The organism is Actinomadura sp. ATCC 39365 (assembly GCF_054392275.1).
This window is the reverse complement of record NZ_CP184335.1, coordinates 9,199,430-9,224,758: the sequence shown is the minus strand read 5'-3', so window position 1 is coordinate 9,224,758 and position 25,329 is coordinate 9,199,430. Positions and strand designations below refer to the sequence as shown.

Here is a 25,329-nt window from a genome sequence, read left to right as displayed (position 1 = left end):
CCATGCACGAGACCACCGTCCGGGGCGAGCACTCGATGACCCCCGAGGAGCTGAGGAGCTTCCACACCCAGGGCTACTTCGGCCCGTTCAAGGTCTACGAGATCGACGAGATGCGCCAGAACTGGCGGCGCGAGCGCATGCGTCTCATGGACCGCAGCAACGCCGTCTACCGCGACGACGCCGCCTCCTCGGGCAACACCAACATCTCCAACTACGACCGGCACCTGGACTCGGCCTTCCTGGCCGACCACATCAGCCGGCCGCAGATCGTGGACCGCGTGGTCAGCGTGCTCGGCCCGGACGTGCTCTGCTGGCGCACCGAGTTCTTCCCCAAGTACCCCGGGGACGAGGGCACCGACTGGCACCAGGCCGACACCTTCGCCAACGCCTCCGGCAAGCCGCAGATCGTCTGGCCGCAGGCGGAGGAGTTCGGCGGCACGATCACCGTCTGGACCGCCTTCACCGAGGCGAACGAGGACACCGGGTGCCTGCAGTTCATCCCCGGCACCCACGAGACGATGTTCTACGACGAGACCAAGCGCATGCACTACGACCCCAACAAGATCAACCAGGAGGACAAGGACGGCGTCCGGCGCGGCTTCTTCGGCTACGACTACCGCGACCTGCAGATCGACCCCGACTGGAAGCCCGACGAGTCCCAGGCCGTCTCCATGGTGATGAGGCCGGGGGAGGCCATCCTGTTCTGGTCGACGCTCATGCACGCCTCGCTGCCGCACCGGGGCCTGACCGACGAGATGCGCCTGGGGTTCGCGGCCCGGTACGTCCCGACCAAGGTGGACGTCTACCCGGACACCGACGAGATCGAGGAGTACGGCGGCCGGGTCAGCCTCGACCGGTACGGCGCCGTCCTGGTCACCGGCCAGAACACCAACCCCAACAACCGGATCGCCACGGCCACCACCACCGGCCATCCCTTCACCACCCGATGAGGCCCGCCGTGACCTCTCCGATCCCACGGCGCGCGGCGACCCGCGGGTCCTCCCGCCACCCGGCCTCTCCCCGCCCATGGCGCGCGGCGACCCGCGCGCCCTCCCGCCACCCACGGAATGCGGTGATCATCTCGTGGCCGCCGAACTGAGACGTCTGACCCGGGCCGTGCAGGACACGCGGCCGCTGGTGGACGTCCTGCGGCATCCGGTGCGCCTGGCCGGCCCGCCCGGCCTCGCCTCCCTCCTGGGCCGTGTGACCCGACGGCTGGGCGCACCGGAGTTCGCACTGACCGACCACTCCTCGCTCGACACCTTCGAACGCCTGGTCAGCGACCATCTCGCGCTCCGCGACGGCATGGGCGAGGACCTGCCGCCGGCCGTCGTCGACGAGGTCGTGGACGGCGCGGCGCGGGACGGCTTCGAAGGGTTGTGCGTGCGCGAGGAGGTCGCGCCGGCGGACGGAGGCCCGCCGCTGCCCGCCTACGCGGCCGGCGACCCGCAGGCCCCGGCCGTCGTGATCGTGGCCGCCTGCGGCATGCCGGCCCGCCTGTGCGAGCAGTGGATGCGCTTCCTGTCCCGCACCCATCACGTCCTCACCTGGGAGACCCGCGCGCTGTTCGGGCAGGACCCCTCGGCGCAGCCGCCGGACGTGGGGGTGACGGCGCAGGCCGGTGACCTTTTCGCGGTCATGGACCATTTCGGGGTCCGGCGCGCGCATCTGATGTGCCTGTGCGGCGGAGCCGTCATCGGCCTGGCCGCCGCGCACCTCGACCCGGACCGCGTCGATTCCCTCAGCCTCTGGCACGGCGACTTCGCCGCCGTGAAGGGCGCCGACCGGACCCACCACCAGCAGAACCTGGTGGCGCTCATGGAGATGGCCGCGACCGGCCCCGACCGGGCCGCCGCCATCCATCCCGTGCTCTGCCAGACGATGCTCTCCTCGGTGCCACCCGACCTGGCGCACCTGGTGGTCTACCCGTACGCGACGCCCGAGCTGCTGCACCGCTACTGCCGCCTGAACGGCGAGATCATGACGACGGACGTGAGCCCCTGGCTGGCCGGGATCGACCGGCCCGTCCTGGTGGTGTCCAGTCATGACGACGAGACCGCCCACCCGGCGGGGTCGAAGGCGGTGGCGGCGGCGCTGCCGGACGCCGTCCTGCATCTGCGGGCGCACGGCGACCACATATCGCTGTTCAAGGGTGACCCGGAGTTGATGGATATGGCCCGGGACTTTATTGACTCAGCAGCGGCCCGATAAGAGCCGAAATCCGCTTCCAGGCAATTCTCCGGACATATCAGAGAATTATGGGGCGGCTTGTTAATCAGTCGATTGATGGGTAGGGGCAACGACAACATGAAATGAATTCCGAGGGGCGGGGTAAATGAAGCCATCCGACGCTGCGCAACTGAGAGCCGGGCTCCGCTCCTTCATCTCGCAGGAAACGTCGGGCGCCTGCTCGATCAGGGTGCCGAGACGCGCCAACATCTACAACTGCGGCCAGCGCGACAGCAACATCTACGTGATCGAGAGCGGCCAGATCAAGACCCAGATGTACGCGCGCTGCGGCAAGGAATGCCTGCTCTCGATCTTCACCGCCGGCGACATCTTCGGCGAGTCCTCCCTGCTCGGGGCCGAGCGCAGCGAGACGGCCACCGCCATGCGGACCACCTGGGTCCGCCGCATCCCGGCCGCCCGCTTCCGCGCCGCCATGGCCGAGAACGAACTCATGGACGGATTCATCGACTATCTCGCACTACGCCTGCGGGAACAGCAGGAAGTGATCGCGACAATGGTCACGATGGACAGCGAACAGCGCCTGGCCTCCGTTCTGCTGCGCTTATCCAGAAAGATCGGTAAGCGCCGTGCCCCGAATGTGCGGGCCATTGAGGAACGCATCACCCAGGAAGAACTCTCCGGCATGGTCGGCACCACGCGGTCGCGCGTCGGCTTCTTCCTCAAACGATTCAAGGACGCCGGCCTGGTCCTGCCCACCTCGGACCCGTACCTGGTCGTGGACGAGGAACGCCTGGCCGAGTACGTCGACGAGGTCAACTGACGGCGGACGAGCCGCCCCCGGCCCGGTCCGCGCGCGGCGGGCCGGGCCGGGCGGCGTTCAGCAGGAGATCAGCTCGAACGGCACCGCCGGACGGCCGCCGAACCGCTGCCCCGCGGCGTTCACGAACCCCTCCAGCGGCACCCGGGCCCCGCCCGGCGGCACCCCCAGCGCCGACAGGTACGCCGCGTGCGCCTCGACCGAGGCCAGCGCCGCGTCCAGGTACCCGGTCACGTCCACCGCGTGCGTCGGCCGGACGGAACCGGCGATCGCCACGTACTTGACGCCGCCCCACGGCTCGGCGCCGGCGTCGGGCAGGATCCAGCGGTTGCCCGCGTCGAGGACCGCGTCCAGCACGGCCCGGCCGGTGACGCGGTGGTCGGGGCTGTTCCACTTCCCGGTGAAGGTGAAGTCGTGGTGGTTGAAGGTGATCACCAGCTCGGGCCGGTGCCGGCGCAACGCCGCCACCAGGTCGTGCCGGAGCCGGGGGGAGTGCTCGATCCCGCCGTCGGGATGGTCGAGGAACTCGACCGACGAGACGCCGACGATGGCGGCGCTCGCCTGCTGCTCCTCCTCCCGAACCTTCCGCGCCTGGTCCGGCGGCATCGAGTCGATGCCCGCCTCGCCGCGGGTGAGCAGGAGGTAGCCGACCTCCTTGCCGGCTCCGGTCCAGGCGGCCACGGCGCCGGCGCTGCCGAACTCCATGTCGTCGGGATGGGCCACGACGGCCAGTGCTCTCGTCCAGTCATCGGGCATGGGCTGTAAGTCGTCCGTCATGTCCTTCCCCCTGACATGCACGAAGATCGCTAAACCTGTTGGTCCGGCCCGTAGCGCCGGGCGACGTCCTGGGAGGAGGGCCAGCCGCTGTAGGCCGGCGAGCGCGGCCAGCCGTCGGGGGAGTCCTGCCACTCCTCCTGCCGCCCGTACGGCAGCAGGTCGATCAGCGCGAAGGTGTGCGTGAGCTGCTCGGTGCCCCGGCCGTCGGTGTGCCAGGTGCGGTACACCGCGTCGCCGTCGCGCAGGAACACGTTCACGGCGAAGCCCGCGCCGGGCGGCGCGCCGACGTCGGCCCCGAACGGGCTGCCGGCCGTCGAGTACCAGGTCATCCGGTTGCCGACCCGCCGCCTGTAGGCCAGGGCCTCCTCGATCGGGCCCTGGGTGACGACGACGAACCGCGCGTCGTAGCCGTCCAGGAACTCCAGGCGGGTGAACTGCGCGGTGAACCCCGTGCATCCCGGGCACTGCCACTCCTTGCCCGGGGACCACATGTGGTTGTAGACGATCAGCTGCCGCCTGCCCTCGAAGACGTCCGCCAGCCGGACCGGCCCGTCCTCGCCCTCCAGGACGTAGTCGGGCATCCGCACCATCGGCAGGCGACGGCGCTGGGCGGCGATGGCGTCGAGCTCGCGGGTGGCGGCCTTCTCCCTGGCCCGCAGCTCGTCGAGCCGGAGCCGCCAGGTCTCGGCGTCGACGACGGGCGGTAGTGCGTTCGCGCTCATGGTCCCTCACTGATCGGTCGTAAGCCTGCGATGCACAGGGACAGACCCGCCGCGGTCGCGAAACTCATCGGCGGCCCCGCATCCCGCCGAGACCGCCCGGACGGACTCCTGACCGCGTCCGCGGTAGCCTTCTACCTCCGGTAGAACTCGGGAGGAGGCGCGGATGCAACTCGGCAATCTCGAGCGATCGATCATGGAAGCCCTGTGGCGGCATCCTCAGGGCATGTTCGCGCACGACCTCGCGGCCGGCCTGCCCTCCCAGCCCGCCGTCACGACGGTGCTGACCGTGCTGATGCGGCTGGCGAACAAGGGCATGGTCGCCCGCGAGCGCGTCGGCCGGGCCCACCTCTACAAGGCCACCGCGGGCAAGGACGCCTTCGTCGCCGAGGCCATGCGCGCGGCGCTGGCGGAGGCCGGCGACGTGGTGGCGGCCGTGCAGCGGTTCGTCGGCACGGTGACGCCCGAGGTGGCCGCGGCGCTGCGCGACGCGCTGGAGGAGCAGGACGGACCGGCGCGGTGATCGCCTGGTTCGTCGCCGCCGGGGTGGCGCTGCTGCCGGTGACGCTGGGCGGCCGCGTCGCCCGCGCTCTGGCCGGCGCCGCCTGGTCATATCGTTGCCCGCGGGCGGCTCTGGCGCTGTGGCAGGCCATCGGGCTGGGGGCGGGCCTGGGCGCGGTCGGCCTCGGCCTGGTGGCCGCGGTCGCGCCGCTGGCGGCGGTGTTCCCGCACGGCATGCACACGCTGCTGCGGCAGATCGCCGGCGGCCACGGGCTCGACGGTCTCGGCCCGCTGCACCTGCTGGCCCTGGCCTGGTCGGCGGGCCTGCTGAGCTGGCTGGCCGTGCACACGGCGCGGGCCACGGCCAAGACCCTTCGCGAGCGGCGGCGGCAGCGCCTGCTGGTCGACGTGGTGGCCGATCACCATCCGGCCTACGACGCCTACGTGCTGCCGGTGGCCGGGCAGGTGGCCTACTGCGTGCCGGGCAGACGCCGGCGCATCGTGCTGAGCCAGGGCACCCTCGACGCGCTGACGCCGGCCGAGCTGCGAGCCGTCCTGGAGCACGAGCGGGCGCACGCGCGCGGCCGTCACCACCTGGCCCTGCTGCCGTTCGTGGCGTTGTCGCACGCGTTCTCGTGGCTGCCCGCCGCGCGCACGGCACGCGAGGCGGTGGCCGTGCTGCTGGAGATGATCGCCGACGACCACGCCCGCCGCGTGCACGGAGAGCTGCCTCTGGCGCGTGCCCTGGTCCGCATGGCGGGCGGTGGCGCCGAGCCGGGGGCGGCCACGTTCGCCCTGGCCGACGCCGGTGTGGTGGAACGGCTGGAGCGCCTGCTCGACGGGCGCGGCCGGCCCCGCTGGGTGTCGGCGGCGGCCTACTCGGCGGCCGTCCTGCAGCTGAGCGGGCCGCTGGCGGTGCTGATCGCGCCGCTGGTCTGCCTCGTCGTCTAGGCCGCCCACGCTCAGGGCGGCCGTCCCCGGGCTTGGCTTCCCATCCGACGTGCGGTAAAAGTTCTACGTGGTGTAGAAGTTTTCGCTCCGAGGTCGGGCGGGCGCTGTCCGGGGAGGCGGAAGATGTCGACCGATTCGAGGATCGTCCTCGCCGTCAGCGTGGTGGCGGTCCTGGTCCTGGCCCTGATCGTGGCCGCGGTCGTCCTGGCGGGCGGGTGAGCGGCGCCACCAAGACGTAGGCGTTCTCCATATCCTGGGCAACCAGCCCGGAAAGAGGTGTCCCTGTGTACGAGATCGTGGCCGCTCTCGCGCCCCCTGTCGTGGTCGGCGGAGCCTTCATCGCCGGCGTCGTCCACCTGGTACGCGCCGAGGGGCGGGCCAAGGCCGCCGAAGCCCGGGCCGCGCGGGAGCGGGCGGCGGCCCCGCCCGACCCGGGACGGCAGCCGGAGCCGCGCGCGGACGGCTGACACCGCTACCGGCCGGGCTCGTCGCAACCGGGCCGCATGTGCTCGGGATGCTCGGCGCCCGCCTTGGCCGCGTAGCGCAGCAGGTGGCGGGCGGACGCCTCCAGGTCGGCGGCGGCGGTCACGCACGCCGCCAGATGGGCGGTCAACGCCGCGCGCAACCAGGCAGGCGTCCCGTCGCCCGCCTTCAGACCTGCCTCGACGGCGCGCAGACGCTCGGCACAGGCGGCGAGGGCGCGGGCGTCCGCGCGCAGGACTTCGGCGTGCGCGACGATCGCGGCGATCCGGGCGGCCATGGCTCCTCCGTCAGCCCGTCGGCACCGGGACGGCGGCGTCCCGGAGCGTCCGGCGGGTGGTGGCCGACAGGCACAGCAGCGGGCGGGCGCCGTCGAGGCCGAGCTCGCGCAGCCGATCGGCCAGCGGGTGGGCCGACCGCGGCTCGACGGCCAGCCGCAGCGACGGTGCCGCGTGCAGCCGGGCCCGCCCGCGCGCGCGGACGCGGGACCGCAGCACCGCGCCGCCCTCACGGGCATAGCCGACCAGGCCGGGATCGTTCAGCGGCAGGCCGGGACCGAGCCGCCCGCGCAGGGTGAGGATCCGGTCGGCGGCGAGGTGCGCGGACCGCGCGCCGAGCCGCAGCTCCAGGGCCGTCAGGTACGTCTCGCCGCCCCACAACCGCGCGCCCAGGGTCTGGACGACCGCGCTGTCGACCGCCGAGCCGACGAGGAAGCCGCCGCAGCGGCGCGCGTCCGCGTCCCGCAGCAGGCCGGGCAGGCGGGAGCCCCACCACGGCAGGCCGGACTCCGGCGACCGGAACGGCCCCGGCACCACGACGCCCACCTGCAGCTCCGCGTAATCGCCCACGCCGGTGCGCCGGTTCCGGGCGGCGTGCACGACGACCAGCGCCCGCCCCGCCACCCGTACGACGGGACCTAGCCCCGTGCCCGCCAGCAGCCCGGCCACCGCCGCCGGGCAGACGGCGAAGCAGGCCGTGAGCGCCTCGCCGTCGCGGCACCGGATCGGCAGCTCGACGGCCCCCTCGGGCCCGTCGACCGCATGGACGGGCTCGGCCGGGAAGGGCGACCGCTCCGGCGCGGGCGGACGGTCGAACAGCAGGTACGCCTGGGAACGCACGACCCGCCCCCGGTACGGGCCGAGCCGCTGCTCGATGAGGTCGCGGGCCTCGGGCAGGTCGTCGGTGAGGTTGGCGAGGTAGCGCTCGATGCTGTGGCATTGCGGGAACATGTGGGTGGAATCGCTGTAGTCCACCACGTACCAGTCGGGGTGCAGGTCGAAGCAGGTGCCGGCGCCCTGCCCGTCGAGGGTGGGGATGATGTCGTGCTGGTTGGTGACGCTGGCCACCCAGGTGCGCGGGTCGGCGGGGCGTTTGAAGTCGACGGGCGAGCCGACGGCGACGGCGTGCGTGACCGTGTGCCGGGCGCAGAAGGCGGGGTCCTGGGCCAGGTTCATGATCGCCGCCCCGCCCGCGCTGTGCCCGACCAGCGCCAGCTCGGCGCCCTGCGGCGGCCCGTAGTCGGCGACGGCCTGGGCCAGGGCGCGGCTGTAGGGGCTGGCGGCCAGGACGGCGCTGCTGAACGCGCCGAGCAGGTCCTGGGGCGACTCGCCGTCGGGACGCCCGACGCGCATGCCCGGCGCGTGCAGGACGTGGCGGATCACGCCATCCGGCCCCTCGATGCTCTGGAGGAGGGCCCGTCCGGTGGTGCCGATCGTGCTGATGTTGGACAGGAAGCCGAGCAGCGACCCGCGCGCGCACAGCCGGGCCGACTCGGCCGCGGTCAGCTCGACCCGGCGCGCGGCGCCGTCCCCGACGTCGAGGACGGCGATCGCCCTGTTGCTCACGCCGAAGAGCGGATCGGCGGTGGCGAAGCCCCGTCCCGTCGCGATGAGCCAGGCGGCGGCGTCGTTGAGCGGGTTCTCGTCCAGCAGCGCGCGCAGCGCCGAGGACCTCGCCGAAGACCGGCGCGAGCTGGCTGAGCGCGCGCACCGCGCCACGGTCCTTGAGCAGGGCGCGCAGGGCCCGCACGGCCTCCACGTCGCGGTCGGCGGCGGCCGCCTCGATGAGCCGGACGAGCATGGGATCCTCGGTCAGCTCGGGATGGGCGACCGCCACCGCCGCCACGCGCAACCGCAACGACGTGGCCAGCACCCGGACGGCCAGGCTCTCGGCCCCCAGCACGGCGCCGGCCTTGGCGGCCGCGGTCGCCAGCCGGCCCCCGGTGAACGAGTAACCGAGGCCCCGGCCGTTCGTCGTGACCCTCAGCAGCGCGCGGTAGGCGGGCCCGGCCGCCGTGGGAGCGCGTGGCACGGCGCGCAGCAGCGCGTCGTCGGACAGCGCGGCCGTGGCGTGCGACGCGGCGTCGTGGATGGTGACCGCGATGTCCACCAGCTCCCGGGCCAGGGCGCGCAGGGGCCCGGCGGCCGGATCGTGGTCGCCGGTCATGGCCGGGCCCGCCGGGACATGCTGACGAAGCGGGGGCCGGGTCCTCGGGCGTGTTGCGGCGCAGCACGTCCGACAGCGTGCGCGTGGCCGCGATGATACGCAGGCCCTGGGGGGAGAACGTGGCGGCGTTGAAGATCCGCGGCGCCAGCAGCGGGTTGGTGAGCGCCTGGGAGAAGGCGTCGATGGCGATGATCTTGGTCAGCAGTGGCGGCAGGATCGCGTCGGGGGAGCCGGGCTCCTCGGCGAACAGCCCGACGTACAGGTCGACGTCGTCCACGTCGCGGTAGAGGTCGCGCAGCGCGCCGCTGACCCGCCGGTCGCCGGTGATCTGCTCGAAGGCGCGCACCCGGGGGAAGCGGCAGTGCTCGCGGTAGCCGTTGTACGGGGCCAGGCCGAGCACCCGGGAGTCGGCGAGGCTGGCCACGTCGATCTCGCGCAGCACGGGGTCGGTGTTGAACAGGCCGATGCGGCCGGCGCGCTGGCGGGAGGCGTCCTCGAACAGCCGCCCGAGACCGGGGCCGGGGATCAGCGAGCCGGCGAAGAAGGTCTCGGCCATCGGCAGCTCCCGCCCGGCCACCGACAGGCGGGACGGGACCAGGCTGTGCCACCGGTAGACGAGGTTGAACTCCACGGAGGCCCAGTTCTGCCGGTGCCAGGCCGCGTGGTCGAGCCGCGTGGACAACCACGGGTCGAGGGCGAACCGGAAGTGGTAGGGGGTGATGTGGTTGATGTACTCCTCGACGACCAGTTTGATCAGCAGCACGATGAGGATGTTGCGGGCGGTCTGGAACAGCCGTTCGTCGTCCCAGCGCGGATTCTCCCGGGCCAGCAGCCGCGCCACCCTGTTGTGCTCACGCAGGAACAGCACCGTGAGCATGGTGAAGCCGATCTGGCCGTTGCCCCGGTCGCTGCCGGTGGCGAACAGCGTGTCGCGCTGGGCGTCGGAGAGCTGGTCGAAGCGGATGACGCGCAGCGGGGCGAACTCCGGCTTGATCTTGCCGTTCGCGCACAGGTAGGGCGGGAACTCGCCGCCCTCGACCGACTGGCTCTTGAGCAGCCCGCCGTCGAACGCGCGCAGCGCGGCCGTCGCCGCCTCGTCGAGGCCGTACACCTGGTTGAGGTCGATGTGGTGGTTGGAGCTGTTCTTGCGCGGGTCGCGCGGGACGTTGACGTCGCCGCGCAGGAAGCCGTCGGTGAACCACTGGGCGAAGTACGCGAAGAGCACCGTGGAGCGCGGGCACGGGATCATGGACTCGCCGCGGGCGAACAGGTCGGCGGCCCTGTCCGGCGTGGGCAGCCGCTCTTCGGCGACGGCGACCGGAGGCAGGTGCCTGCCGCTGTAGGTGCGGTCGGTCAGCGAGGCCCACGAGGTGTAGTCGGCCATGGTGCTCAGCGGCTCGGGGCGCGGCGGCATCTCGCGGATCGCGTGGTCGATCAGCGAGGCGTTGATCCGGCGCCGCACCGGGCGGCTGCTCTGCAGCAGGTCCCAGAGGGGCCGGCCGTGGGTCAGGGCCAGGAACCTGAGCCGGTTGGACAGGCCGTCCGTGGCGATGCTGCGTGCTCGGCTCGCCGCCATCGTCAGCCTTCCCGCGCGCCGGTGCCGAGCCCGAGGGCGAAGGTGTCGGGGAAGATCCCGAGTGACCGCTCCACCCGGCCCTCCGGCGGCGGCAGCAGCCGTACGCCCGGACGCAGCAGCAGGCGGCGTACGGTCTCGGCGATCACCACCTCGGCCACGTGCACGCCGAGGCAGGCGTGATGACCGGAGCCGAAGAACAGCTGATGGTGACGGGGACGGTCGAGGCGGAACTCGCCGGGCTCCGGCACCACGGCCGCGTCGAACATGGCGGAGGCCGGCGCCGCGAGCACGAACGTGCCCGCCGGGATCACCGTGCTGCGCGGCGTGCCGGCGGCCAGCACGTGGTCGCGCTCGCACAGCCGGGGAAGCAGCTTGAAGAACGGGCTGAACCGCAGGGCCTCCCAGACGTACGGGTCGAACCGCCCGGGGTCCCCGGCGACGGCCGTCGCCTCCGCCAGCACCCGCGGGCGCAGCAGGAGCTGCTCGACCGCCTCGACCATGGCCCCCGGCGCGCTCTCCACGAAACCCAGCGGCAGCCCGGCCATGTTGATCACGATGCGGTCGTCGGCCACGGCGGGCGGGGACGTGCGGACCAGACGGGCGAAGACGTCGTCGGGGAGGTCCCGGCCGGCGCGCAGCGTGGCCCGGTGCTCGGTGAGCAGGTCACGCAGGTGCCCGACCAGCTCGGCGCCCGCCTTGACGGACGCCGCCTGGAGCTCGGGGTCGCCGAGGAAGTTGGCGAAGCCGTCGGCGACGATCGCCCGCGTCCAGCGGCCCAGGGTCACCGGGTCGGGGCCGGGAACGCCGAAATAGCGCGCGCACACGCCGAGGGCGACAGGGCGGAACAGCCCTTCGACCGCCTCCAGGCGCCCGCCGGGCCCGGCGGCGTCGAGCAGCTCGTCGGCCAGGCGGCCGGTCAGCTCGCGCACGCCGGCCGCGTCCTCCGGGGCGAGCATGAGCTGCATCAGGCCCTTCTCCCGCCAGTTCATCGGCGTGGCGTCCCGGCCCAGCATGAACGGGCCGCCCAGCGCGGCGTCGAGGCGGGGACCGAAGGCGCGGACGGAGAAGACCTGCTCGTGGGCGAGCACCTCGGTCACGTCGGCGAAGCGGGTCACGACCGTGAAGGCGGGGGTGACGAAGACCGGACGCCGCTCGCGCAGCTCGGCGAACAGGCTCCGCCACTCGGTCCGCATCCACTCCCGGACCAGGCCGAACGCCGATATCGGGTCTTTGGCCAGCGCCTGGTCGTACCTCTCCAGATAGCCGCCCGTGGTCGCCTGATCGACAGCACCCATTCCGTGGACCTTCCGCCTGATATCGGAGCGCACAGGGATGATCACTTTGCGCAATCACAATCTAGGGAGGCGCCACAGCCTTTCTTCATGACAACCGAGTGCATTGTTTTGGTGCCTCACGGTAATGACTCCGTCACTGTCAGGACATTGCCGCAGTCCATGGGCCTGGTCATTGAATAAGGAGCCTGATCGACCTGTACCGCTCATGGGAGGAAACGTGACGTCACCCCTGCCGCAGCCGGGCACGGCGGAGACGGTGACGGTCACCACCGGCCGCCGCACCGCCTATCTGGTCGTCCTGGTCGTCCTGCCCGTGGTGCTGCTGGCCCTCGCGGTTCCGGCGGCCTGGGGGTGGGGCATCGGCCCGCGCGACCTGGCCATCGCAGTCGTGATGTACCTGGTGAGCATCTTCGGCATCGCCATCGGCTACCACCGCCTGTTCACCCACCGCGCCTTCAGGGCCAACCGGGCGCTGCGCATCGCGCTCATGCTGGCCGGCGGCGTGGCCGTCGAGGGCCCCCTCACCCTGTGGGCCGCCGAGCACCGCCGCCACCACAAGTACGCCGACCGCGAGGGCGACCCGCACTCGCCATGGCGCTACGGCGACAGCGGCCCGGCCCTGCTGCGCGGCATGCTGCACGCCCACATCGGCTGGTTCTACACGGCCCGTCAGCGCTCCAGCCGCCGGCACTGGGTGCCCGACCTGCTGGCCGACCCGGACGTGCGCCGCTTCGACGCCGCCTACCCGGCGGTCGTGCTGCTGTCGTTCGTGCTGCCGGCCGCCGCCGGCGGGCTCTGGTCGATGTCGTGGGCGGGCGCGTGGAGCGGGCTCCTGTGGGGCGGCCTGGTCCGCTACGCCGTCGTGCACCACGTCACGTGGTCGGTGAACTCGATCGCCCACACCTTCGGCGACCGCCCGTTCCGCACCAGGGACCGTTCGTCCAACGTGTGGTGGGTGGCGATGCTGACGCTCGGCGAAGGCTGGCACAACTGGCACCACGTCGACCCCACCTGCGCCCGGCACGGCGTGCTGAAGGGCCAGCTCGACCCCAGCGCGCGGCTGATCCGCTGGTTCGAGCGGGCGGGCTGGGCCCACGCCGTGCGCTGGCCGGCCCCCGACCGCCTCACGGCCCGCCGCGCCGAGCGCGTCCCCGGCTCCTCGCACTGACACGGGCGGCCGGGATACCGCGACGCGCCACCCCCGTATGGGACGATGGCGTCAGTCGGGTCGCTTCAGCCTTCCTCCCACGAGCACGACGTCGGAGAGGACGGTCATGGAGATCACGCCGCAGGCGGTCGTCATCCCGAAGGAGACCGGCCACCTGGAACAGGGCAAGTACGGGCCCGTCTTCCCGCGCGGCCCCGCGTGTTACGGCTTCACCATCATCGCCGGGGTCAAGCCCGGCCGGGCCGACGCCATCCGGGGCTACGGCGACACGCTCGCCGAGGCGCTGCGGGACGACCCCGGCCTGCTGGCCCCCCTGAAGCTGCACTACCTGCGCTGGGTGCTGTTCGACGACGACACCCGCTTCATGTACCAGGGGATCTTCGACACCGACTTCGACAAGTACACCGAAGACGCCATCGCGCTGTTCACCCGGGCGGGGGTGAACACGGTGTTCGAGAACCTCGAAGGTTTCCCCGAGGACTGGAAGACCAACCCCGAGGCGTTCGTCCGGTTCGTCCGCGCGCATCACTGCCCCAGCTTCATCGAGTACGGCGAGTACCCGTACGTCACCGCCGACGAGATCAAGAAGGCTCTGCGGATCAAGAGCGCCCTGTCGGACATGCTCGACCAGCTGCAGTGACGGCCCCGGACGGCGCAGGAGATCAGATGAGTGAGCCGAAGACGGCACGCACCTACAACCAGGACCACGTGCCGCGCCCGTACGCCCCCGGCCGGCGGCGGGTGAGCATCTACGTCGCCTGGAGCTATCCGGCCGAGGCGGGCCAGGACGTGGCCGGTCTGGACAACCGGTTCTCCACGATGACCGAGGTGCGCCGCGTCCAGTGGCCGGCCTACGAGGATCCGCAGTGGTCCGACCCGCTGCGCTTCCAGCAGGGCATCGCGGGCGGCCTGGAGCTGTTCTTCTGGGGCTGGCTGCCCTTCCAGCGGTTCGTCCACGAGGTCACCGGGTACCCGGTGCCGGTGTACCAGCGGGTCGACCAGGCCGGCTTCCACACCCCGCTGGACGAGCGGGTGCTGGCCGACACCGACACCCTGTTCGTGTGGGGGCTGGACCACATGATCACCGGGCAGGAGGCCACGGCCGCGGAGATCGAGGCGGTGCGCGCGTTCCTCACCCGCGAGGGGACCTGCCTGGCCCTGGGGCCGCATCATGACGTCGGCGCGACCGGCGACATGGCCGTCCGCGACGTGGAGTACCACCATCACGGCGACGCGCTCGTGCCCCGCCAGCAGCGGTTCGGCAGGTACACCCGGTCACTCATGGCGGGCCTGGGGGTGCCGGTGGAGAACCGGTACGGGCTGCGTCCCGCGGTGACGGACGCGGGCACGAACGCCCCGCTGACCGTCGCCAGGGACCTGGACACCAGGGGATGGCTGGCCGGGGTGTCCCACTTCAACTTCCACATGCACCTTCCCCACTACGCCGTGACCACCGACGACCCGGACGCCGTCCGGGTGCTGGGCCGGCAGCCGATCGACCTGACCAGGCCGCCGCACCCGTTCGTCGAGGCGGGGAACACCGAGTTCAACATGTTCCTGTGGCTGCCACCGCGCGGCGACCGGGCCGGGGACGTGATCCTCGCCGACTCCACGATCTTCAGCTCGCTGTTCGGCGTCGACGACAGCCTGCGCGCCTTCTGGAACAACCTCGTCAGAGCCACGTGAGCGAGATCCGGTGAACGAACACGCTCCGGCCATGCTCGGCCTGGACGACATCCAACGCGGGGTGCTCAGCGCGCGGCCGACCCCGTACGCGGCGACGTACCTGCTGTTCCGCATCGACGACCGCGCGCAGGGCCGGGAACTGATGCGGCGGGTGAGCGCCGTGGTGACCTCCGCCGCCGGCCCGGTGAGCCCGCTGGGGGAGACGTGGGTCAGCGTCGCGCTCACCTACCAGGGGCTGAAGGCCCTCGGCGTGCCCCGGCGGTCGCTGGAGACGTTCGCGTGGGAGTTCCGGCAGGGCATGGCCGCACGCGCCGCCGCCCTGGGGGACACCGGGGACAGCGGCCCCGACCGCTGGGAGCGCCCGCTCGGCACACCGGACGTGCACGTGGTGCTGGCGGCGCTCGCGCCCGACAACGCGCGCCTGCAGGCCGCGATCGAACGCGCCCGCCCCGCCTACGACGCACTGCCGGGCGTGACGGCGATCTGGCGGCAGAACTGCCACGCCCTGCCCACCGAGACCGAACCCTTCGGCTACCGCGACGGCGTCAGCCATCCCGCCGTCGAGGGCAGCGGCATCGCCGGGTCCAACCCCCTGGAGACGCCGCTCAAGGCGGGGGAGTTCGTGCTCGGCCACCCCGACGAGCTGGGCGGCGTCCAGATCCCCCAGCCCGACGAGCTGGGACGCAACGGCACCTACGTGGCGATCCGCAAGCTGCACCAGCGGGTCGCGCTGTTCCGGCGCTACCTCAGGGACAACTCCACCGATCCGCAGGACGAGGAGCTGCTGGCCGCGAAGATCATGGGTCGCTGGCGCAGCGGCGCGCCGCTGGCGCTCAGCCCGCTGCACGACGACCCCGGCCTCGGCGCCGACGCCGCCCGCCGCAACGCCTTCCTGTACCAGCGGGACGACCCCGCCGGCTTCACCACGCCCGGCGGCTGCCACATCCGCCGGGCCAACCCCCGGGACGCGGCGGTGGCCGGCGTCCCGAGGCTGCACCGCATGATCAGGCGCGGCACCGTCTACGGGCCGCCGCTGCCCGACGGCGTCCTGGACGACGACGGCGCCGACCGGGGGCTGATGTTCGCCTTCGTCGGCGCCCATCTCGGGCGGCAGTTCGAGTTCGTCCAGACCGAATGGCTGAACGACGGCGTCTTCTTCGGCGCGGGCCCGGCCAGGGATCCCCTGACCGGCTCCGCCGACGGCTCCGGCGAGTTCACCGTCCCCCGGCGTCCCGTACGGCGGCGTCTGGAGTCCCTGCCCCGGTTCGTCGTCACGCGCGGCGGCGAATACGGCTTCATGCCGAGCCTGACCGCCCTGCGCTGGCTCGGCGACCTCGCCGATTGACGTTCACCGGCCCAGGTCGTCCCACTCCTGGAGCAGGTGGGACGTGGCGGCGGCGGGGGCGGTGAACGACCAGCGGCCCGGCGGCAGGTCGAGGGCGCAGCCGCCGTCGGCCAGCCTGGTGGTCGGCAGCTGCTCGTTCAGGCCCATGAGGAAGGTGCCGTTGACGGTCATCCCGTCCCAGGCGCCGCGTACGGGCAGCACCGCGCGGGCGGTCACGCCCTCCGGGACGGCGAAGGTGAACTGCACCCCGTCGGGCCCGGCCCGCCAGCCCGACTCGACGGCCCCCGACGCGCTCGCGTACCGGGCGTGCGCCTGGCGCAGCAGCGGGACGGGACCCGGACGCAGCAGCAGCTCGCCGAACCCGCCGCCCGTACCGCGCGGGTCGTCGCCCAGGCCGGCCACGTGCCGGAACAGCCAGTCGCCCACGCAGCCGTAGGCGTAGTGGTTGAAGGAGTTCATGGCCGGCGTCTGCAGGCCGTGCCGGTGGTGCCAGGCGTCCCAGCGTTCCCACATGGTGGTCGCCCCGGCGCGGAGCTGGTAGCGCCAGGACGGGTAGCCCTCCTGGTTGAAGATCCGGCACGCCAGGTCGTGGTGGCCGGTCTCCGACAACACCGGCAGCAGCAGGGGGTGCCGACGAAGCCCGTCATGAGCCGGTGCCCGTCGGCGCGGACCAGGTCGGCCAGCGCCCGCGCCGCCGCGGCGCGGTCCTCCGGACGGACGAGATCCCAGGCCAGGGCGACGGCGTAGCCGGTCTGCGTCTCGGTGCGCAGCCTCGGGCCGTCGAGGAAGGCCCGCCGGAAGGCGTCCGACACGCGGGCGGCGGCCTCGTCGTACTCGGGGGCGTGCGGCTCGCCGAGCACGGCGGCCGTGTGCGCGATCAGGCGGAGGCTGCGGGCCAGGGCGGCGGTGGCGATGAGGCTCCTGGGCGTCTCCACCGTGCCGGGGGCCAGCCAGTCGCCCAGCGCCCGGCCCGGCCTGAGGCCGTCGTCGGACTGCGCCAGGCAGTAGCCGGCCCACCGCCGCATCGGGTCGTACGCGCGGCGCAACGTGCGGTCGTCGCCGTAGCGCCGCCACAGCAGCCACGGCACCTCGACCAGCGCGTCGGACCAGACGGGGGAGTCGTAGCCGTACTCGGGCAGCACCGGCGCGACGTGCGGGACCGCGCCGTCGGCCCGCTGCCCGTCGATCAGCGTCGTCACCCAGCCGGACAGGAACGCCTGCGTGTGCCGCAGGAAGCTGAGCGTCGAGCCGAACACCGAGATGTCGGCCGTCCAGCCGGTCCGCTCGTCGCGCTGGGGGCAGTCGGTCGGCACGCTCACCAGGTTGCCGTCCGCCGACGCGCCGATGTTGGCGACGAGCTGCCGTACGGCGGGATCGCTCACGGTCAGCGAGCCGGTGACGGCGAGCGCGGAGGACAGCAGCACCGCCTCCAGGTCGTCCGGCGTCAGCGCGCCCGGCCAGCCGGTGACCTCCGCGTAGCGGAACCCGTGCAGGGTGAACGCGGGCTCCACGACGTGTGATCCGGGGCCGAGGACGAACTCGTCACGCTGGTCCGCGGTGCGCAGGTTGTCGGTGTAGAGCCGCCCGGTCGCGGTCAGCTCCTCCCCGTGCCGTACGACGATCCGCACGGGCCCCGGCGCGTCCACGTGCAGCCGGACGCGCCCGACGACGTTCCGCCCGAAGTCGGCCACCTGGACGCCCGGCGCGGGCTCGGTCACCGACACGGCGGGCACCGTGCCGATCACCCGGACCGGGGGAGCGGGGTCGGCCTCCACCAGGATCTCCGGCGCGGCGGTCGTCCCGGCCGGTCCGGTCCCCTCGGAAGGAGCCTGGACGGTCTCGCCCATCACCAGGTCGGCGCGCGGGCGGCCGAGGTCCCGCCGGGTCCAGGCCGCGTCCGTGGCGAACACGCGGCGCGGGCCGTCGTCGTCCCGCACGAGCACCTGGGCGCTGGCCGCGGGCCGGTCACCGTAGCGGCGCGGGCCGCCGCCGGCGACGTGACCGGCGTACCAGCCGGGAGCCAGCCACAACTCCAGCTCGTTCTCGCCGGGCACCAGGAGTTCCGTGAGCTCCAGCAGCCGGTAGCGCGTCCGGTGGCCGTAGTCGGTCCAGCCGGGGGCCAGCTCCTCCTCGCCCAGCCGCGCGCCGTTGAGCAGCGCCCGGTAGACGCCGAGCGCGGTGGCGGCCAGCCAGGCGCGTGCCGGAGCGGGACGCCAGCTGAACGACCCGCGCAGGCTCACCGCCGCCTCGGGATCGCCCGGCAGCCAGGGCGCGTCCCATGCGCCGCGCGCCCGCAGGCCCGTGGTGAACGCGCCCGCCGCCTGCCCCGCCACCTCCCACGTGTACGGGGTCAGCGGCGCCAGCAGCTCGTCCGGCACGTCCACGCCGTGCGAACCGGCGGGCACGGAGGACCGCCACACCTCGCGCCCGTCCGCGGACAGCACCACGGTGGATTCCGCGGTCGTCCGGGCGTCCCACGACAGGCGGGGCGACGGCTCGTCCACGCCCACCGGATCCGCCAGACCGCACGTCAGGCCCGCCCGCGCACCGGCCGGGGCCGGCCGGATGTAGGGCGTCTGCGCACCCGAGACCTGCACGTCGAGCACCCCCGAGTCCCGGTTCACGCATCGAGCCCGGTGGTGAAGGCGTTGTGCAGGCCGTCGACGTCGACGCCGGACAGGCTCGGCGCCATCACGTTGATCAGCAGCACGAAGCACGCGTCCTGCTCCGGGTACATCCACCACTGGCAGCCCGAGGCGCCGCCGTGCCCGTACAGCCGGCGTTCCAGCAGCCCGGGGGCCGAGTGGCGCAGGTTCCAGGTGAGCCCCCAATCCTGCCCGGCGTTGACCGGGTCGGGCTGCAGCTTGACCAGGCCGGTCGTCTGCGGGGTCGTCATGGCGGCCAGGGTGGTCGGGTGGACCAGCGCGCGGTCGCCGCGCAGCAGCGCCCCGCCCAGCGCCAGCAGGTCCTCGGCGCGGGAGAACAGCGCGCCCGCCGGGTGGCGGAGCCGGACGAACGCGTCGAAGTCGAAGCCGGGCCCGAGCAGTTCGAGGCCGTGCACCTCGGCCGCCTCGCACGCCGGGTCGAACGTGATCCGCCCGCCGCCCGGCACCAGCGTGTTCAGGTCGGAGTCGACCAGCTCGGCCACGTCGCGGCCGGTGACGTCGCGGACCATCTCCGCGATCCCGGCGAAGGCCAGGTTGGAGTAGTGGCTGAGGGTGCCCGCCTCGAACAACGACGGCGCGGTGACGAGGTGCTCCACCAGGTCGTCGGGCGTCAGCGTCTGCTCGGCGATGCCGCCGGTGTGGGTCAGCAGGTGCCAGAGCGTCACGTCGGGCCGGGCGAAGTTCGGCAGCACGTCCCGCAGCGGGCGGCGCAGCGACAACAATCCGCGTTCGACCTGGCGCAGGGCCAGCAGGCCCATCAGCGGCTTGGTCACCGAGAACAGCGCGAAGTGGTCGTCGGTCCTGGTCCCGCGGCCGTCGTGGGTGCCGAACGCCTCCAGCACCTGGATCCCGTCGGAGGTCGCGGCGCCGAACACCGCGCACGGCAGCCGCCCCTCCTTGATCTCGCGCCTGACCCAGTCGAGCGCGATGTCGTGCGTGGTCATCCCTTCAGTGCACCTTCCGTGAGGCCGGCCAGGACGCGCTTCTGCGCGACGGCGTACACCGCCACCAGGGGCAGCGTGGTGAGCAGGACGTGGGCGAAGACGAGGTTCCAGTTCAGGCTCTGCAGGGTGCCGGAGGCGAACTGGAACAGGCTCAGCGGCAGCGTGGCGTTCGCGCTGCCCTGGAGCAGGAAGAGGGCGAAGAAGAAGTCGTTCCAGACGTTGATGATCAGGATCACGCCGCCGACGAACAGCACCGGCCGCAGCAGCGGCAGCAGGATGCGCACGAACACCTGCGGACGCGAGGCGCCGTCGATGGCGGCGGCCTGCTCCAGGTCGGGCGGGAACGCCCGGACGAACCCGGTGGCCAGGAAGATCACGACGCCCAGGCGGCAGCCGGTCATCGTCAGCACGTAGCCGAGCGAGCCGCCGTCCAGCGACAGGGCGCGCAGCAGGTAGACGGTCGGGATGATGGACGGCGGCAGCAGGATCGACAGCCCCATCACGAAGTAGGCCGCCTGCAGCCACCGCGACCGGCTGCGCCCGAACGCCCACGCCGCCGCCGCGCCGAGCAGCACCACCGCGATGACGATCGGCACGGTCACCTTGAGGCTGTTGAGCAGCCCGGTCAGGTAGCCGCCCCGGTCGAGCACGATGCCGTAGTTCTCGGCGATCGCCCACGTCCTGGGCAGGCCGAGGCCCAGCTCGGCGGCCTCGCCCGCGGGCTTGAAGGAGTTGACGACCACGAGCCAGACGGGCACGAGCACCCACGGGACCGCGAAGAGCGTCAGCGCCGCGTACTTGAGCGCCGCTCTCATCCCGCCACCTCCCTGCGCCGCAGCCACCACACCAGGGGCACGGCGGTCGCGATCACCAGCAGCGTCACGGTGAACCCCAGCGCGCTGGCCGAGCCGAAGAAGCCCTGTCCCCATTGCTGGCGCATCACCACGTTCAGGGCGCGCGTGTGGTCGCCGGGGCCGCCGCCGGTGGTGGCGGCGATCACGTCGTACGCGCTGAGCGCGCCCACCAGCGTGACCGCCACGTTGAAGGTCAGCGCCGGGGCGAGCATCGGGAACACCACCCGGCGCAGCCGGGTCCACGGGCCGGCGCCGTCCACGGTCGCCGACTCCAGCAGCGACTTGGGGATGGAGTTGAGGCCCGCGATGTAGACCAGGGTGATCAGCCCGCTCCACTTCCACGCGTCGATGAACGCGACCACCACCAGCGCGGTGGCCGGTTCGCCCAGCCACGCCCACTCGATGCCGAGGAAGGAGTTGATCGCCCCGTCTGGGGCCAGCAGCCCGCGCCAGATGTAGCCGGCGGCCAGCGGCGAGATGAGCGTCGGCAGGAAGAACGCCGAGCGGAAGACGGTGTTGATCCCGCTGGTCCGCTGGAGGGCCAGGGCCAGCGAGAGGCTGACCGTGTTCTGGATCGCCATGCACAGGATCGCGTACAGCACGGTCACGGTGACCGCGTTGGCCAGCAGGTCCTGGTCGATCAGCGTGCGGACGTTCTCCAGCCCGTTCCAGGTGATCTCGGCCCGGAAGCTCGTCCAAGAGGAGAACGCGAACCGCACGTTGAGCAGGAACGGGGCGACGAAGAAGACCGTGACCAGCACGATCGCGGGCAGCGCCCACGGCAGCCAGGCCGCCCTGTTCCGCATCACCATCCGGGCAGCCCTGCCGCCTTGGCCGCCTGCTCGACCTGGCCCTGGAGCTGGGTCGCCGCCTTCTGCGGGTCCTTCTGCCCGGCGATCAGCTCGGACATGAGCTGGGCCAGCCCGCCCATGCCGGGGATGTCGGAGTTGAAGGCGATGACGGCGCCGGTGTCGTACGCCTTCTTGACGTCCTGCAGCACGGAGGAGACGCCCTGCGGATCGGGCACGTCCTTGAGCACCGGGAAGGTCTTGGACGCGGCGATGTACTCGGCGTAGGCCGGGCCGGTCATGAAGCGCACGAAGTCGAGCGCGGCCTTCTCGCGCGCCGTGTCGCCGGTCTTGGGCAGGTAGAACGTGCCGATGGGGCCGGGCGCGTAGGTCACCACCGGCTTGTCGCTGGACAGGCCGACGAAGCCGACGGACTCGTCCACGGCCTTCTGGTCGCCGCCGGCGGCCGCGAGCAGCGCCGGGAGCATGTCGGAGTGCTGGGCGACCATGGCGGCCTCGCCGGTCACCAGGGCCTTCATCGAGTCCTCGAACTTGGCGGTGACGATGTCCTTGTTGAAGCAGCCGTCGGCCTTCAGCTTGGCGTAGGCGGTCAGGCCGGCGACGAAGGGCGAGCCGGGGTCGGCCAGCGTGCTGCTGTGGCCGGCGATGGCCTTGCCGTAGGCGTTGGCCTGGTTGGCGCCGGCCAGGTAGAGGATGGGCAGGATCTGCACGGGCCAGATCGAGCCGCCCGACTCGAAGACCGGCGTGACTCCGGCGGCCTTGAGCTTGGGGCAGGCGGCGGCCAGCTCGGTGAAGTTGGCGGGCGGGGTCAGCCCGGCCTTGGTGAAGACCTTCTTGTTGTAGTAGAGGCCGAAGACCTGGGGGAAGCCGGTGATGGCGGCGTAGACCTTGCCGCCCACGGCCCCGGCGGCCTGGTAGAGGTCGCCGGACCTGGCGATGTACGCCTCGCCGGTCAGGTCGCGCAGGTTCTCGGTCGGGTTGAGGGCGAGCAGGCCGCTCACCGTCGCGTGGTACTCCAGGACGTCCGGACGCTCGCCGGTGGCCCACTTGGTCTGGGTGGTGTCCTCGAAACCGTCGGACGGGATGGACACGAGCTCGATCTTGTGGCCGGACTGCTTCTCGAACTTCTTGTACATCTCCAGCAGCGGCGCCGGGTCCGCGCTGTTGTGCCAGAGGGTCAGCTTCACCTGACCGGTCCCCTCGGGGGCGGTGGACCCGCAGCCGGAGAGGGACAGGGCGAGGACGGCGCCTATCGCCGCGCCGAGCGGACGAGTTGGTGCTCTCACGCTCGTGCTCCTGTTCATGTGGGGGAGAATGTGTAGAACGTTCTACGGCAAGATCGAAACCTCCGTCAAGGGGTGGACCTGAGGAGTGGTAGAGGGCTAGCCTCTGCTTCCAGCAAAGTGTGTAGTTCGTTCTACGAGAACCCAAAAGGACGGCGTGTGACGAGCGGACGGGTGACGATCGCCGATGTGGCCAGGCGGGCCGGGGTGTCCACGGCCGCCGTGTCGAAGGTGGTGCGTGGGGCGTACGGCGTGAGCGCGGAGATGCAGGCCAAGGTGCGGCAGGCCATCGACGAGCTGGGCTACCGCCCGCACGCCGCGGCCCGCGCCCTGCGCGGACGCACCTACACCCTCGGCGTCATGCTCTCCGACACCCGCAACCCGTTCTTCCCCGACATCATCGAGGGCATCACCGGCCGGCTGGGCGACACCGAGTACCAGGTGCTGCTCGGGCCCGGCGGCATCGAGCCCAAGACGCAGGCCAGGATGACCGACGCCATGATCGACCGGAGCATGGACGGGCTCATCCTGATCTCGCCGGTCATGACGGACGCCGAACTCGCCGCCATCGCGGCGGCCGTCCCGGTCGTCGTGGTGGGCCGGCACGGCGGCGCCGCGGACCACGACGCGGTCGTCGACGACGACGTGATGGGGGCCCGGCTCGTGGTCGACCACCTGGTCGGGCTCGGGCACACCCGCATCGCGCACATCACCCACCTGGAGCGGGCCCGCGCCCAGGGACTGCCGCACATGGTGCGCGCCGAAGGCTACCGCCAGGCGATGCGCGCCCACGGGCTCGCCGACGACGTGCTGGCCACCTCCTTCACCGAGGAGGGCGGCTTCGAGGGCGCGCGGGAACTGCTCGCCCGCGACGAACGGCCCACCGCGATCTTCGCCGGGGCCGACATCGCGGCGCTCGGCGTCCTGCGCGCCGCCGACGAGGCCGGCCTGTCGGTGCCGGAGGACCTCTCCGTCGCCGGGTACGACAACATCGGCATCGCCTCGCTCAAGCGCATCTCGCTCACCAGCGTCGACCAGGACGGACGGGTGATCGGGGCGACCGCCGCGCGCCTGCTCGTCGAGCGCATCGAGGGACGCACGCGGTCGGTGGCGTCGTCGGTGTCGCCCACGCTGATCGTCCGCGGAACCACCGGACCGCCCCGACTCTGAGAACCGTCCCGCGCCTCGGGGGACTGTCGCGGGCCATGCATTAAAACGATTCGATGGAAGGACCCCCCACGTGAGACGACTCGCTCTCCTCGCCCTTCTCCTCCCGCTGGTCGCGCCCGCGCAACCGGCCCTGGCCCAGGCGTCCGCCACGGCCTGCCCGGTCCGGGTGGACCCGGCCGCGTTCGCCTCCGAGGCCCGCCTGAGCGCCCTGGCCACGCGGCAGGGAACGTTCGGGCCCAGGCCGACCGGCTCGGCCGCGCACGCCGGCTACGTCGACTGGCTGGAGCAGGAGATGGCGGCCATCCCCGGCCTGCAGCTCTCCTCCCTGCCCTACACCATCGACCGCTGGGACGACCTCGGCACCGGGCTCACCGTCGGCGGCACGTCCGTGCAGGTCGCCGCGCCCGTGCCGTTCTCCTCCTCCACCGGCGCGGGCGGCGTCTCGGCGCCGCTCGTCCACCTGGCCGCGGGGACGAACATCACCGCCGCCAACGCCGCCGGGAAGATCGTCGTCCGGGACCTGCCCTGGACCAGCGTGCCCAACCTACTGTTCTATCCGCCCACCCTCGGCTACTCCATGTACGACCCGGGCATGACGATCAACCTGCTCGGCTCGGAGTCGATGGAGGCCCCGGCCGCGGCCGACGCCGACCTCAAGGCGGCCGCCGCCGCGGGCGCGCTGGGCGTGATCGAGGTCAGCCAGCTGCCGCACGCCCAGATCAAGGACATGTACGCGCCCTACGAGGGCCTGCCGTACGGCGTGCCCGGCGCGTACGTCGGCGCCGACCAGGGCAAGCAGATCAAGGACGCGCTGGCCGCGGGGCAGCCGGTCCAGGCGTCGCTGAAGGTGAACGCGGCCTGGACGCCGACGACGACCCGCACCCTGCTCGCCACGCTTCCCGGCGGGAGCGCCCAGAAGATCGTGGTGGAGAGCCACACCGACGGCATGAGCCCGGTGTGGGACAACGGCCCGCTCACCATGATCGAGATGGCCCGTTACCTGTCGTCGCTGCCGGTGGAGTGCCGTCCGCGGACCGTGCAGTTCGCGTTCGTGACCGGCCACCTCTACCAGCACCTGACCGGTCCCGACGTCCGCGAGGGCGGCGCCGGCCAGCTCGCCGCCCAGCTCGACGCCGAGTACGACCAGGGCAAGGTCTCCTCCGTCGTCGTGCTCGAACACCTCGGCGCCAGGCGCTACGACGCGGTCGCCAGGCCGAACGGCCTGCCGGGCAAGCAGCTCGTCGCCAGCCCCACCCTCACCGAGCTGCTGTGGGTCCCCGTCAGCGAGAGCACGCCGCTGCGCGAGCTGGTCAAGGGCCACATCGAGTACTGGGACGTGCGGCGCACCGCGATCCTCAAGGGCCTGTCGGCGGCCGACCTCGCCACCGTGCCGCGCCACTGCAGCTTCGGCGGCGAGGGCACGCCGTACAACCAGCACCTGCTGCCCGTCATCGCGCCCATCGCCGCGCCCAAGACGTTGTTCTCGCCGCAGTTCGGCGCCGAGGCGATCGACCTGCCGGTGATGCGCAAGGCGTCGCTCGCCTTCACCGACGTCGTGCTCGACCTCGGCCCGATGGCCCAGTCGGCCGTCGCGGGCGACGTGACGACCATGCGCCAGCAGCGCGCCGCCGGCACGCCGGGGTGTGCGTGAGC

At 72.5% G+C, this 25,329-nt stretch carries 23 protein-coding genes and 1 pseudogene; 12 read left to right on the top strand and 12 right to left on the bottom strand.

Going from position 1 to position 25,329, the window contains the following annotated elements; genetic code table 11:
- Positions 1 to 2: 2 nt before the first annotated feature.
- The 3 genes from ACNF49_RS44460 to ACNF49_RS44450 all read left to right on the top strand — a co-directional run bounded on the left by ACNF49_RS44460 (position 3) and on the right by ACNF49_RS44450 (position 3,010).
- Positions 3 to 950: a chlorinating enzyme gene (locus ACNF49_RS44460; protein WP_482941494.1), complete on the top strand. Its 948-nt coding sequence runs from the start codon at positions 3 to 5 to the stop codon at positions 948 to 950.
- Between the two features lie 133 nt (positions 951 to 1,083).
- Positions 1,084 to 2,211: an alpha/beta fold hydrolase gene (locus tag ACNF49_RS44455; protein WP_357978786.1), complete on the top strand. Its 1,128-nt coding sequence runs from the start codon at positions 1,084 to 1,086 to the stop codon at positions 2,209 to 2,211.
- Between the two features lie 124 nt (positions 2,212 to 2,335).
- Positions 2,336 to 3,010 (top strand): Crp/Fnr family transcriptional regulator, encoded by a 675-nt coding sequence (locus ACNF49_RS44450; RefSeq protein ID WP_357978784.1) that lies wholly within the window; start codon positions 2,336 to 2,338, stop codon positions 3,008 to 3,010.
- Between the two features lie 57 nt (positions 3,011 to 3,067).
- Here ACNF49_RS44450 and ACNF49_RS44445 read toward each other — a convergent pair whose 3' ends face one another.
- Together ACNF49_RS44445 and ACNF49_RS44440 are read right to left on the bottom strand one after the other, a co-directional pair.
- Complete coding sequence (locus ACNF49_RS44445; RefSeq protein ID WP_357978782.1) at positions 3,068 to 3,784, bottom strand: PIG-L deacetylase family protein; 717 nt, start codon at positions 3,782 to 3,784, stop codon at positions 3,068 to 3,070.
- 29 nt (positions 3,785 to 3,813) lie between these two features.
- Positions 3,814 to 4,506: a DUF899 domain-containing protein gene (locus ACNF49_RS44440; protein WP_482941493.1), complete on the bottom strand. Its 693-nt coding sequence runs from the start codon at positions 4,504 to 4,506 to the stop codon at positions 3,814 to 3,816.
- Positions 4,507 to 4,669: 163 nt separating this feature from the next.
- On the opposite strand from ACNF49_RS44440, the gene ACNF49_RS44435 reads away from it, so the two are divergent.
- The 3 genes from ACNF49_RS44435 to ACNF49_RS44425 all read left to right on the top strand — a co-directional run bounded on the left by ACNF49_RS44435 (position 4,670) and on the right by ACNF49_RS44425 (position 6,422).
- Entirely contained in the window at positions 4,670 to 5,026 is a 357-nt protein-coding gene (locus ACNF49_RS44435) for a BlaI/MecI/CopY family transcriptional regulator (protein ID WP_357978778.1), read from the top strand.
- Entirely contained in the window at positions 5,023 to 5,955 is a 933-nt protein-coding gene (locus ACNF49_RS44430) for a M56 family metallopeptidase (protein ID WP_482941492.1), read from the top strand. Before ACNF49_RS44435 ends, ACNF49_RS44430 begins: the two co-directional genes overlap by 4 nt.
- 284 nt (positions 5,956 to 6,239) lie before the next feature.
- On the top strand, positions 6,240 to 6,422 hold the full coding sequence (locus tag ACNF49_RS44425; protein WP_357978774.1) for a hypothetical protein: 183 nt from the start codon (positions 6,240 to 6,242) through the stop codon (positions 6,420 to 6,422).
- A 5-nt stretch (positions 6,423 to 6,427) separates the two neighbouring features.
- Here the strand turns inward: ACNF49_RS44425 and ACNF49_RS44420 are convergent, their stop codons facing one another.
- From ACNF49_RS44420 to ACNF49_RS44405, 4 genes are read right to left on the bottom strand one after another with little or no spacing between them, the layout of a single operon-like run.
- Positions 6,428 to 6,715, bottom strand: a complete 288-nt coding sequence (locus ACNF49_RS44420; RefSeq protein ID WP_482941491.1) for a hypothetical protein — start codon at positions 6,713 to 6,715, stop codon at positions 6,428 to 6,430.
- Between the two features lie 10 nt (positions 6,716 to 6,725).
- Positions 6,726 to 8,279: an alpha/beta hydrolase family protein gene (locus ACNF49_RS44415; RefSeq protein ID WP_482941490.1), complete on the bottom strand. Its 1,554-nt coding sequence runs from the start codon at positions 8,277 to 8,279 to the stop codon at positions 6,726 to 6,728.
- Positions 8,276 to 10,456: a peroxidase family protein gene (locus tag ACNF49_RS44410; protein WP_482941489.1), complete on the bottom strand. Its 2,181-nt coding sequence runs from the start codon at positions 10,454 to 10,456 to the stop codon at positions 8,276 to 8,278. Before ACNF49_RS44410 ends, ACNF49_RS44415 begins: the two co-directional genes overlap by 4 nt.
- Positions 10,457 to 10,458: 2 nt before the next feature.
- The gene (locus tag ACNF49_RS44405; protein ID WP_482941488.1) at positions 10,459 to 11,751 is read right to left on the bottom strand and encodes a cytochrome P450; all 1,293 of its coding nucleotides are present in this window, start codon (positions 11,749 to 11,751) and stop codon (positions 10,459 to 10,461) included.
- A 217-nt stretch (positions 11,752 to 11,968) separates the two neighbouring features.
- Between ACNF49_RS44405 and ACNF49_RS44400 the strand changes: the two genes are divergently transcribed.
- The 4 genes from ACNF49_RS44400 (at position 11,969) to ACNF49_RS44385 (ending at position 15,950) form a co-directional block, all read left to right on the top strand.
- The gene (locus ACNF49_RS44400; protein WP_482941487.1) at positions 11,969 to 12,919 is read left to right on the top strand and encodes an acyl-CoA desaturase; all 951 of its coding nucleotides are present in this window, start codon (positions 11,969 to 11,971) and stop codon (positions 12,917 to 12,919) included.
- 106 nt (positions 12,920 to 13,025) lie between these two features.
- A complete protein-coding gene (locus ACNF49_RS44395; RefSeq protein WP_357978762.1) occupies positions 13,026 to 13,559 on the top strand; it encodes a hypothetical protein in 534 nt (177 codons plus the stop codon).
- Between the two features lie 26 nt (positions 13,560 to 13,585).
- The gene (locus ACNF49_RS44390; protein WP_357978760.1) at positions 13,586 to 14,605 is read left to right on the top strand and encodes a hypothetical protein; all 1,020 of its coding nucleotides are present in this window, start codon (positions 13,586 to 13,588) and stop codon (positions 14,603 to 14,605) included.
- 10 nt (positions 14,606 to 14,615) lie between these two features.
- Complete coding sequence (locus tag ACNF49_RS44385; RefSeq protein ID WP_357978758.1) at positions 14,616 to 15,950, top strand: Dyp-type peroxidase; 1,335 nt, start codon at positions 14,616 to 14,618, stop codon at positions 15,948 to 15,950.
- A 3-nt stretch (positions 15,951 to 15,953) separates the two neighbouring features.
- Here the strand turns inward: ACNF49_RS44385 and ACNF49_RS44380 are convergent, their stop codons facing one another.
- From ACNF49_RS44380 to ACNF49_RS44355, 6 genes and pseudogenes are all read right to left on the bottom strand, one after another.
- A complete protein-coding gene (locus tag ACNF49_RS44380; protein WP_482945668.1) occupies positions 15,954 to 16,409 on the bottom strand; it encodes an alpha-L-rhamnosidase C-terminal domain-containing protein in 456 nt (151 codons plus the stop codon).
- A pseudogene (locus ACNF49_RS44375) lies at positions 16,410 to 18,190 on the bottom strand (family 78 glycoside hydrolase catalytic domain); the annotation flags it as partial.
- Between the two features lie 380 nt (positions 18,191 to 18,570).
- Positions 18,571 to 19,560 (bottom strand): serine hydrolase domain-containing protein, encoded by a 990-nt coding sequence (locus ACNF49_RS44370; RefSeq protein WP_357978754.1) that lies wholly within the window; start codon positions 19,558 to 19,560, stop codon positions 18,571 to 18,573.
- Positions 19,557 to 20,375 carry a carbohydrate ABC transporter permease gene (locus ACNF49_RS44365; RefSeq protein ID WP_357978752.1) on the bottom strand — a complete coding sequence of 273 codons (819 nt, stop codon included), beginning with the start codon at positions 20,373 to 20,375 and terminating at the stop codon, positions 19,557 to 19,559. The genes ACNF49_RS44370 and ACNF49_RS44365 overlap by 4 nt, the downstream gene beginning before the upstream one ends.
- Positions 20,372 to 21,226: a carbohydrate ABC transporter permease gene (locus tag ACNF49_RS44360; RefSeq protein ID WP_482941486.1), complete on the bottom strand. Its 855-nt coding sequence runs from the start codon at positions 21,224 to 21,226 to the stop codon at positions 20,372 to 20,374. The genes ACNF49_RS44365 and ACNF49_RS44360 overlap by 4 nt, the downstream gene beginning before the upstream one ends.
- The gene (locus ACNF49_RS44355) at positions 21,220 to 22,509 is read right to left on the bottom strand and encodes an ABC transporter substrate-binding protein (RefSeq protein WP_482941485.1); all 1,290 of its coding nucleotides are present in this window, start codon (positions 22,507 to 22,509) and stop codon (positions 21,220 to 21,222) included. Before ACNF49_RS44355 ends, ACNF49_RS44360 begins: the two co-directional genes overlap by 7 nt.
- Positions 22,510 to 22,680: 171 nt before the next feature.
- On the opposite strand from ACNF49_RS44355, the gene ACNF49_RS44350 reads away from it, so the two are divergent.
- Together ACNF49_RS44350 and ACNF49_RS44345 are read left to right on the top strand one after the other, a co-directional pair.
- Entirely contained in the window at positions 22,681 to 23,676 is a 996-nt protein-coding gene (locus tag ACNF49_RS44350; RefSeq protein WP_482941484.1) for a LacI family DNA-binding transcriptional regulator, read from the top strand.
- A gap of 70 nt (positions 23,677 to 23,746) precedes the next feature.
- On the top strand, positions 23,747 to 25,327 hold the full coding sequence (locus ACNF49_RS44345; protein WP_357978744.1) for a zinc-binding metallopeptidase family protein: 1,581 nt from the start codon (positions 23,747 to 23,749) through the stop codon (positions 25,325 to 25,327).
- The last annotated feature ends 2 nt before the right edge of the window (positions 25,328 to 25,329 follow it).

Coding starts and splice junctions, on each gene's coding strand:
- ACNF49_RS44450 (WP_357978784.1), top strand. CDS start 2,336: ATGAAGCCATCCGACGCTGCGCAACTGAGAGCCGGGCTCCGCTCCTTC.
- ACNF49_RS44440 (WP_482941493.1), bottom strand. CDS start 4,506: ATGAGCGCGAACGCACTACCGCCCGTCGTCGACGCCGAGACCTGGCGG.
- ACNF49_RS44380 (WP_482945668.1), bottom strand. CDS start 16,409: ATGAACTCCTTCAACCACTACGCCTACGGCTGCGTGGGCGACTGGCTG.
- ACNF49_RS44460 (WP_482941494.1), top strand. CDS start 3: ATGCACGAGACCACCGTCCGGGGCGAGCACTCGATGACCCCCGAGGAG.
- ACNF49_RS44445 (WP_357978782.1), bottom strand. CDS start 3,784: ATGACGGACGACTTACAGCCCATGCCCGATGACTGGACGAGAGCACTG.
- ACNF49_RS44410 (WP_482941489.1), bottom strand. CDS start 10,456: ATGGCGGCGAGCCGAGCACGCAGCATCGCCACGGACGGCCTGTCCAAC.
- ACNF49_RS44435 (WP_357978778.1), top strand. CDS start 4,670: ATGCAACTCGGCAATCTCGAGCGATCGATCATGGAAGCCCTGTGGCGG.
- ACNF49_RS44390 (WP_357978760.1), top strand. CDS start 13,586: ATGAGTGAGCCGAAGACGGCACGCACCTACAACCAGGACCACGTGCCG.
- ACNF49_RS44365 (WP_357978752.1), bottom strand. CDS start 20,375: ATGAGAGCGGCGCTCAAGTACGCGGCGCTGACGCTCTTCGCGGTCCCG.
- ACNF49_RS44405 (WP_482941488.1), bottom strand. CDS start 11,751: ATGGGTGCTGTCGATCAGGCGACCACGGGCGGCTATCTGGAGAGGTAC.
- ACNF49_RS44420 (WP_482941491.1), bottom strand. CDS start 6,715: ATGGCCGCCCGGATCGCCGCGATCGTCGCGCACGCCGAAGTCCTGCGC.
- ACNF49_RS44395 (WP_357978762.1), top strand. CDS start 13,026: ATGGAGATCACGCCGCAGGCGGTCGTCATCCCGAAGGAGACCGGCCAC.
- ACNF49_RS44370 (WP_357978754.1), bottom strand. CDS start 19,560: ATGACCACGCACGACATCGCGCTCGACTGGGTCAGGCGCGAGATCAAG.
- ACNF49_RS44360 (WP_482941486.1), bottom strand. CDS start 21,226: ATGGTGATGCGGAACAGGGCGGCCTGGCTGCCGTGGGCGCTGCCCGCG.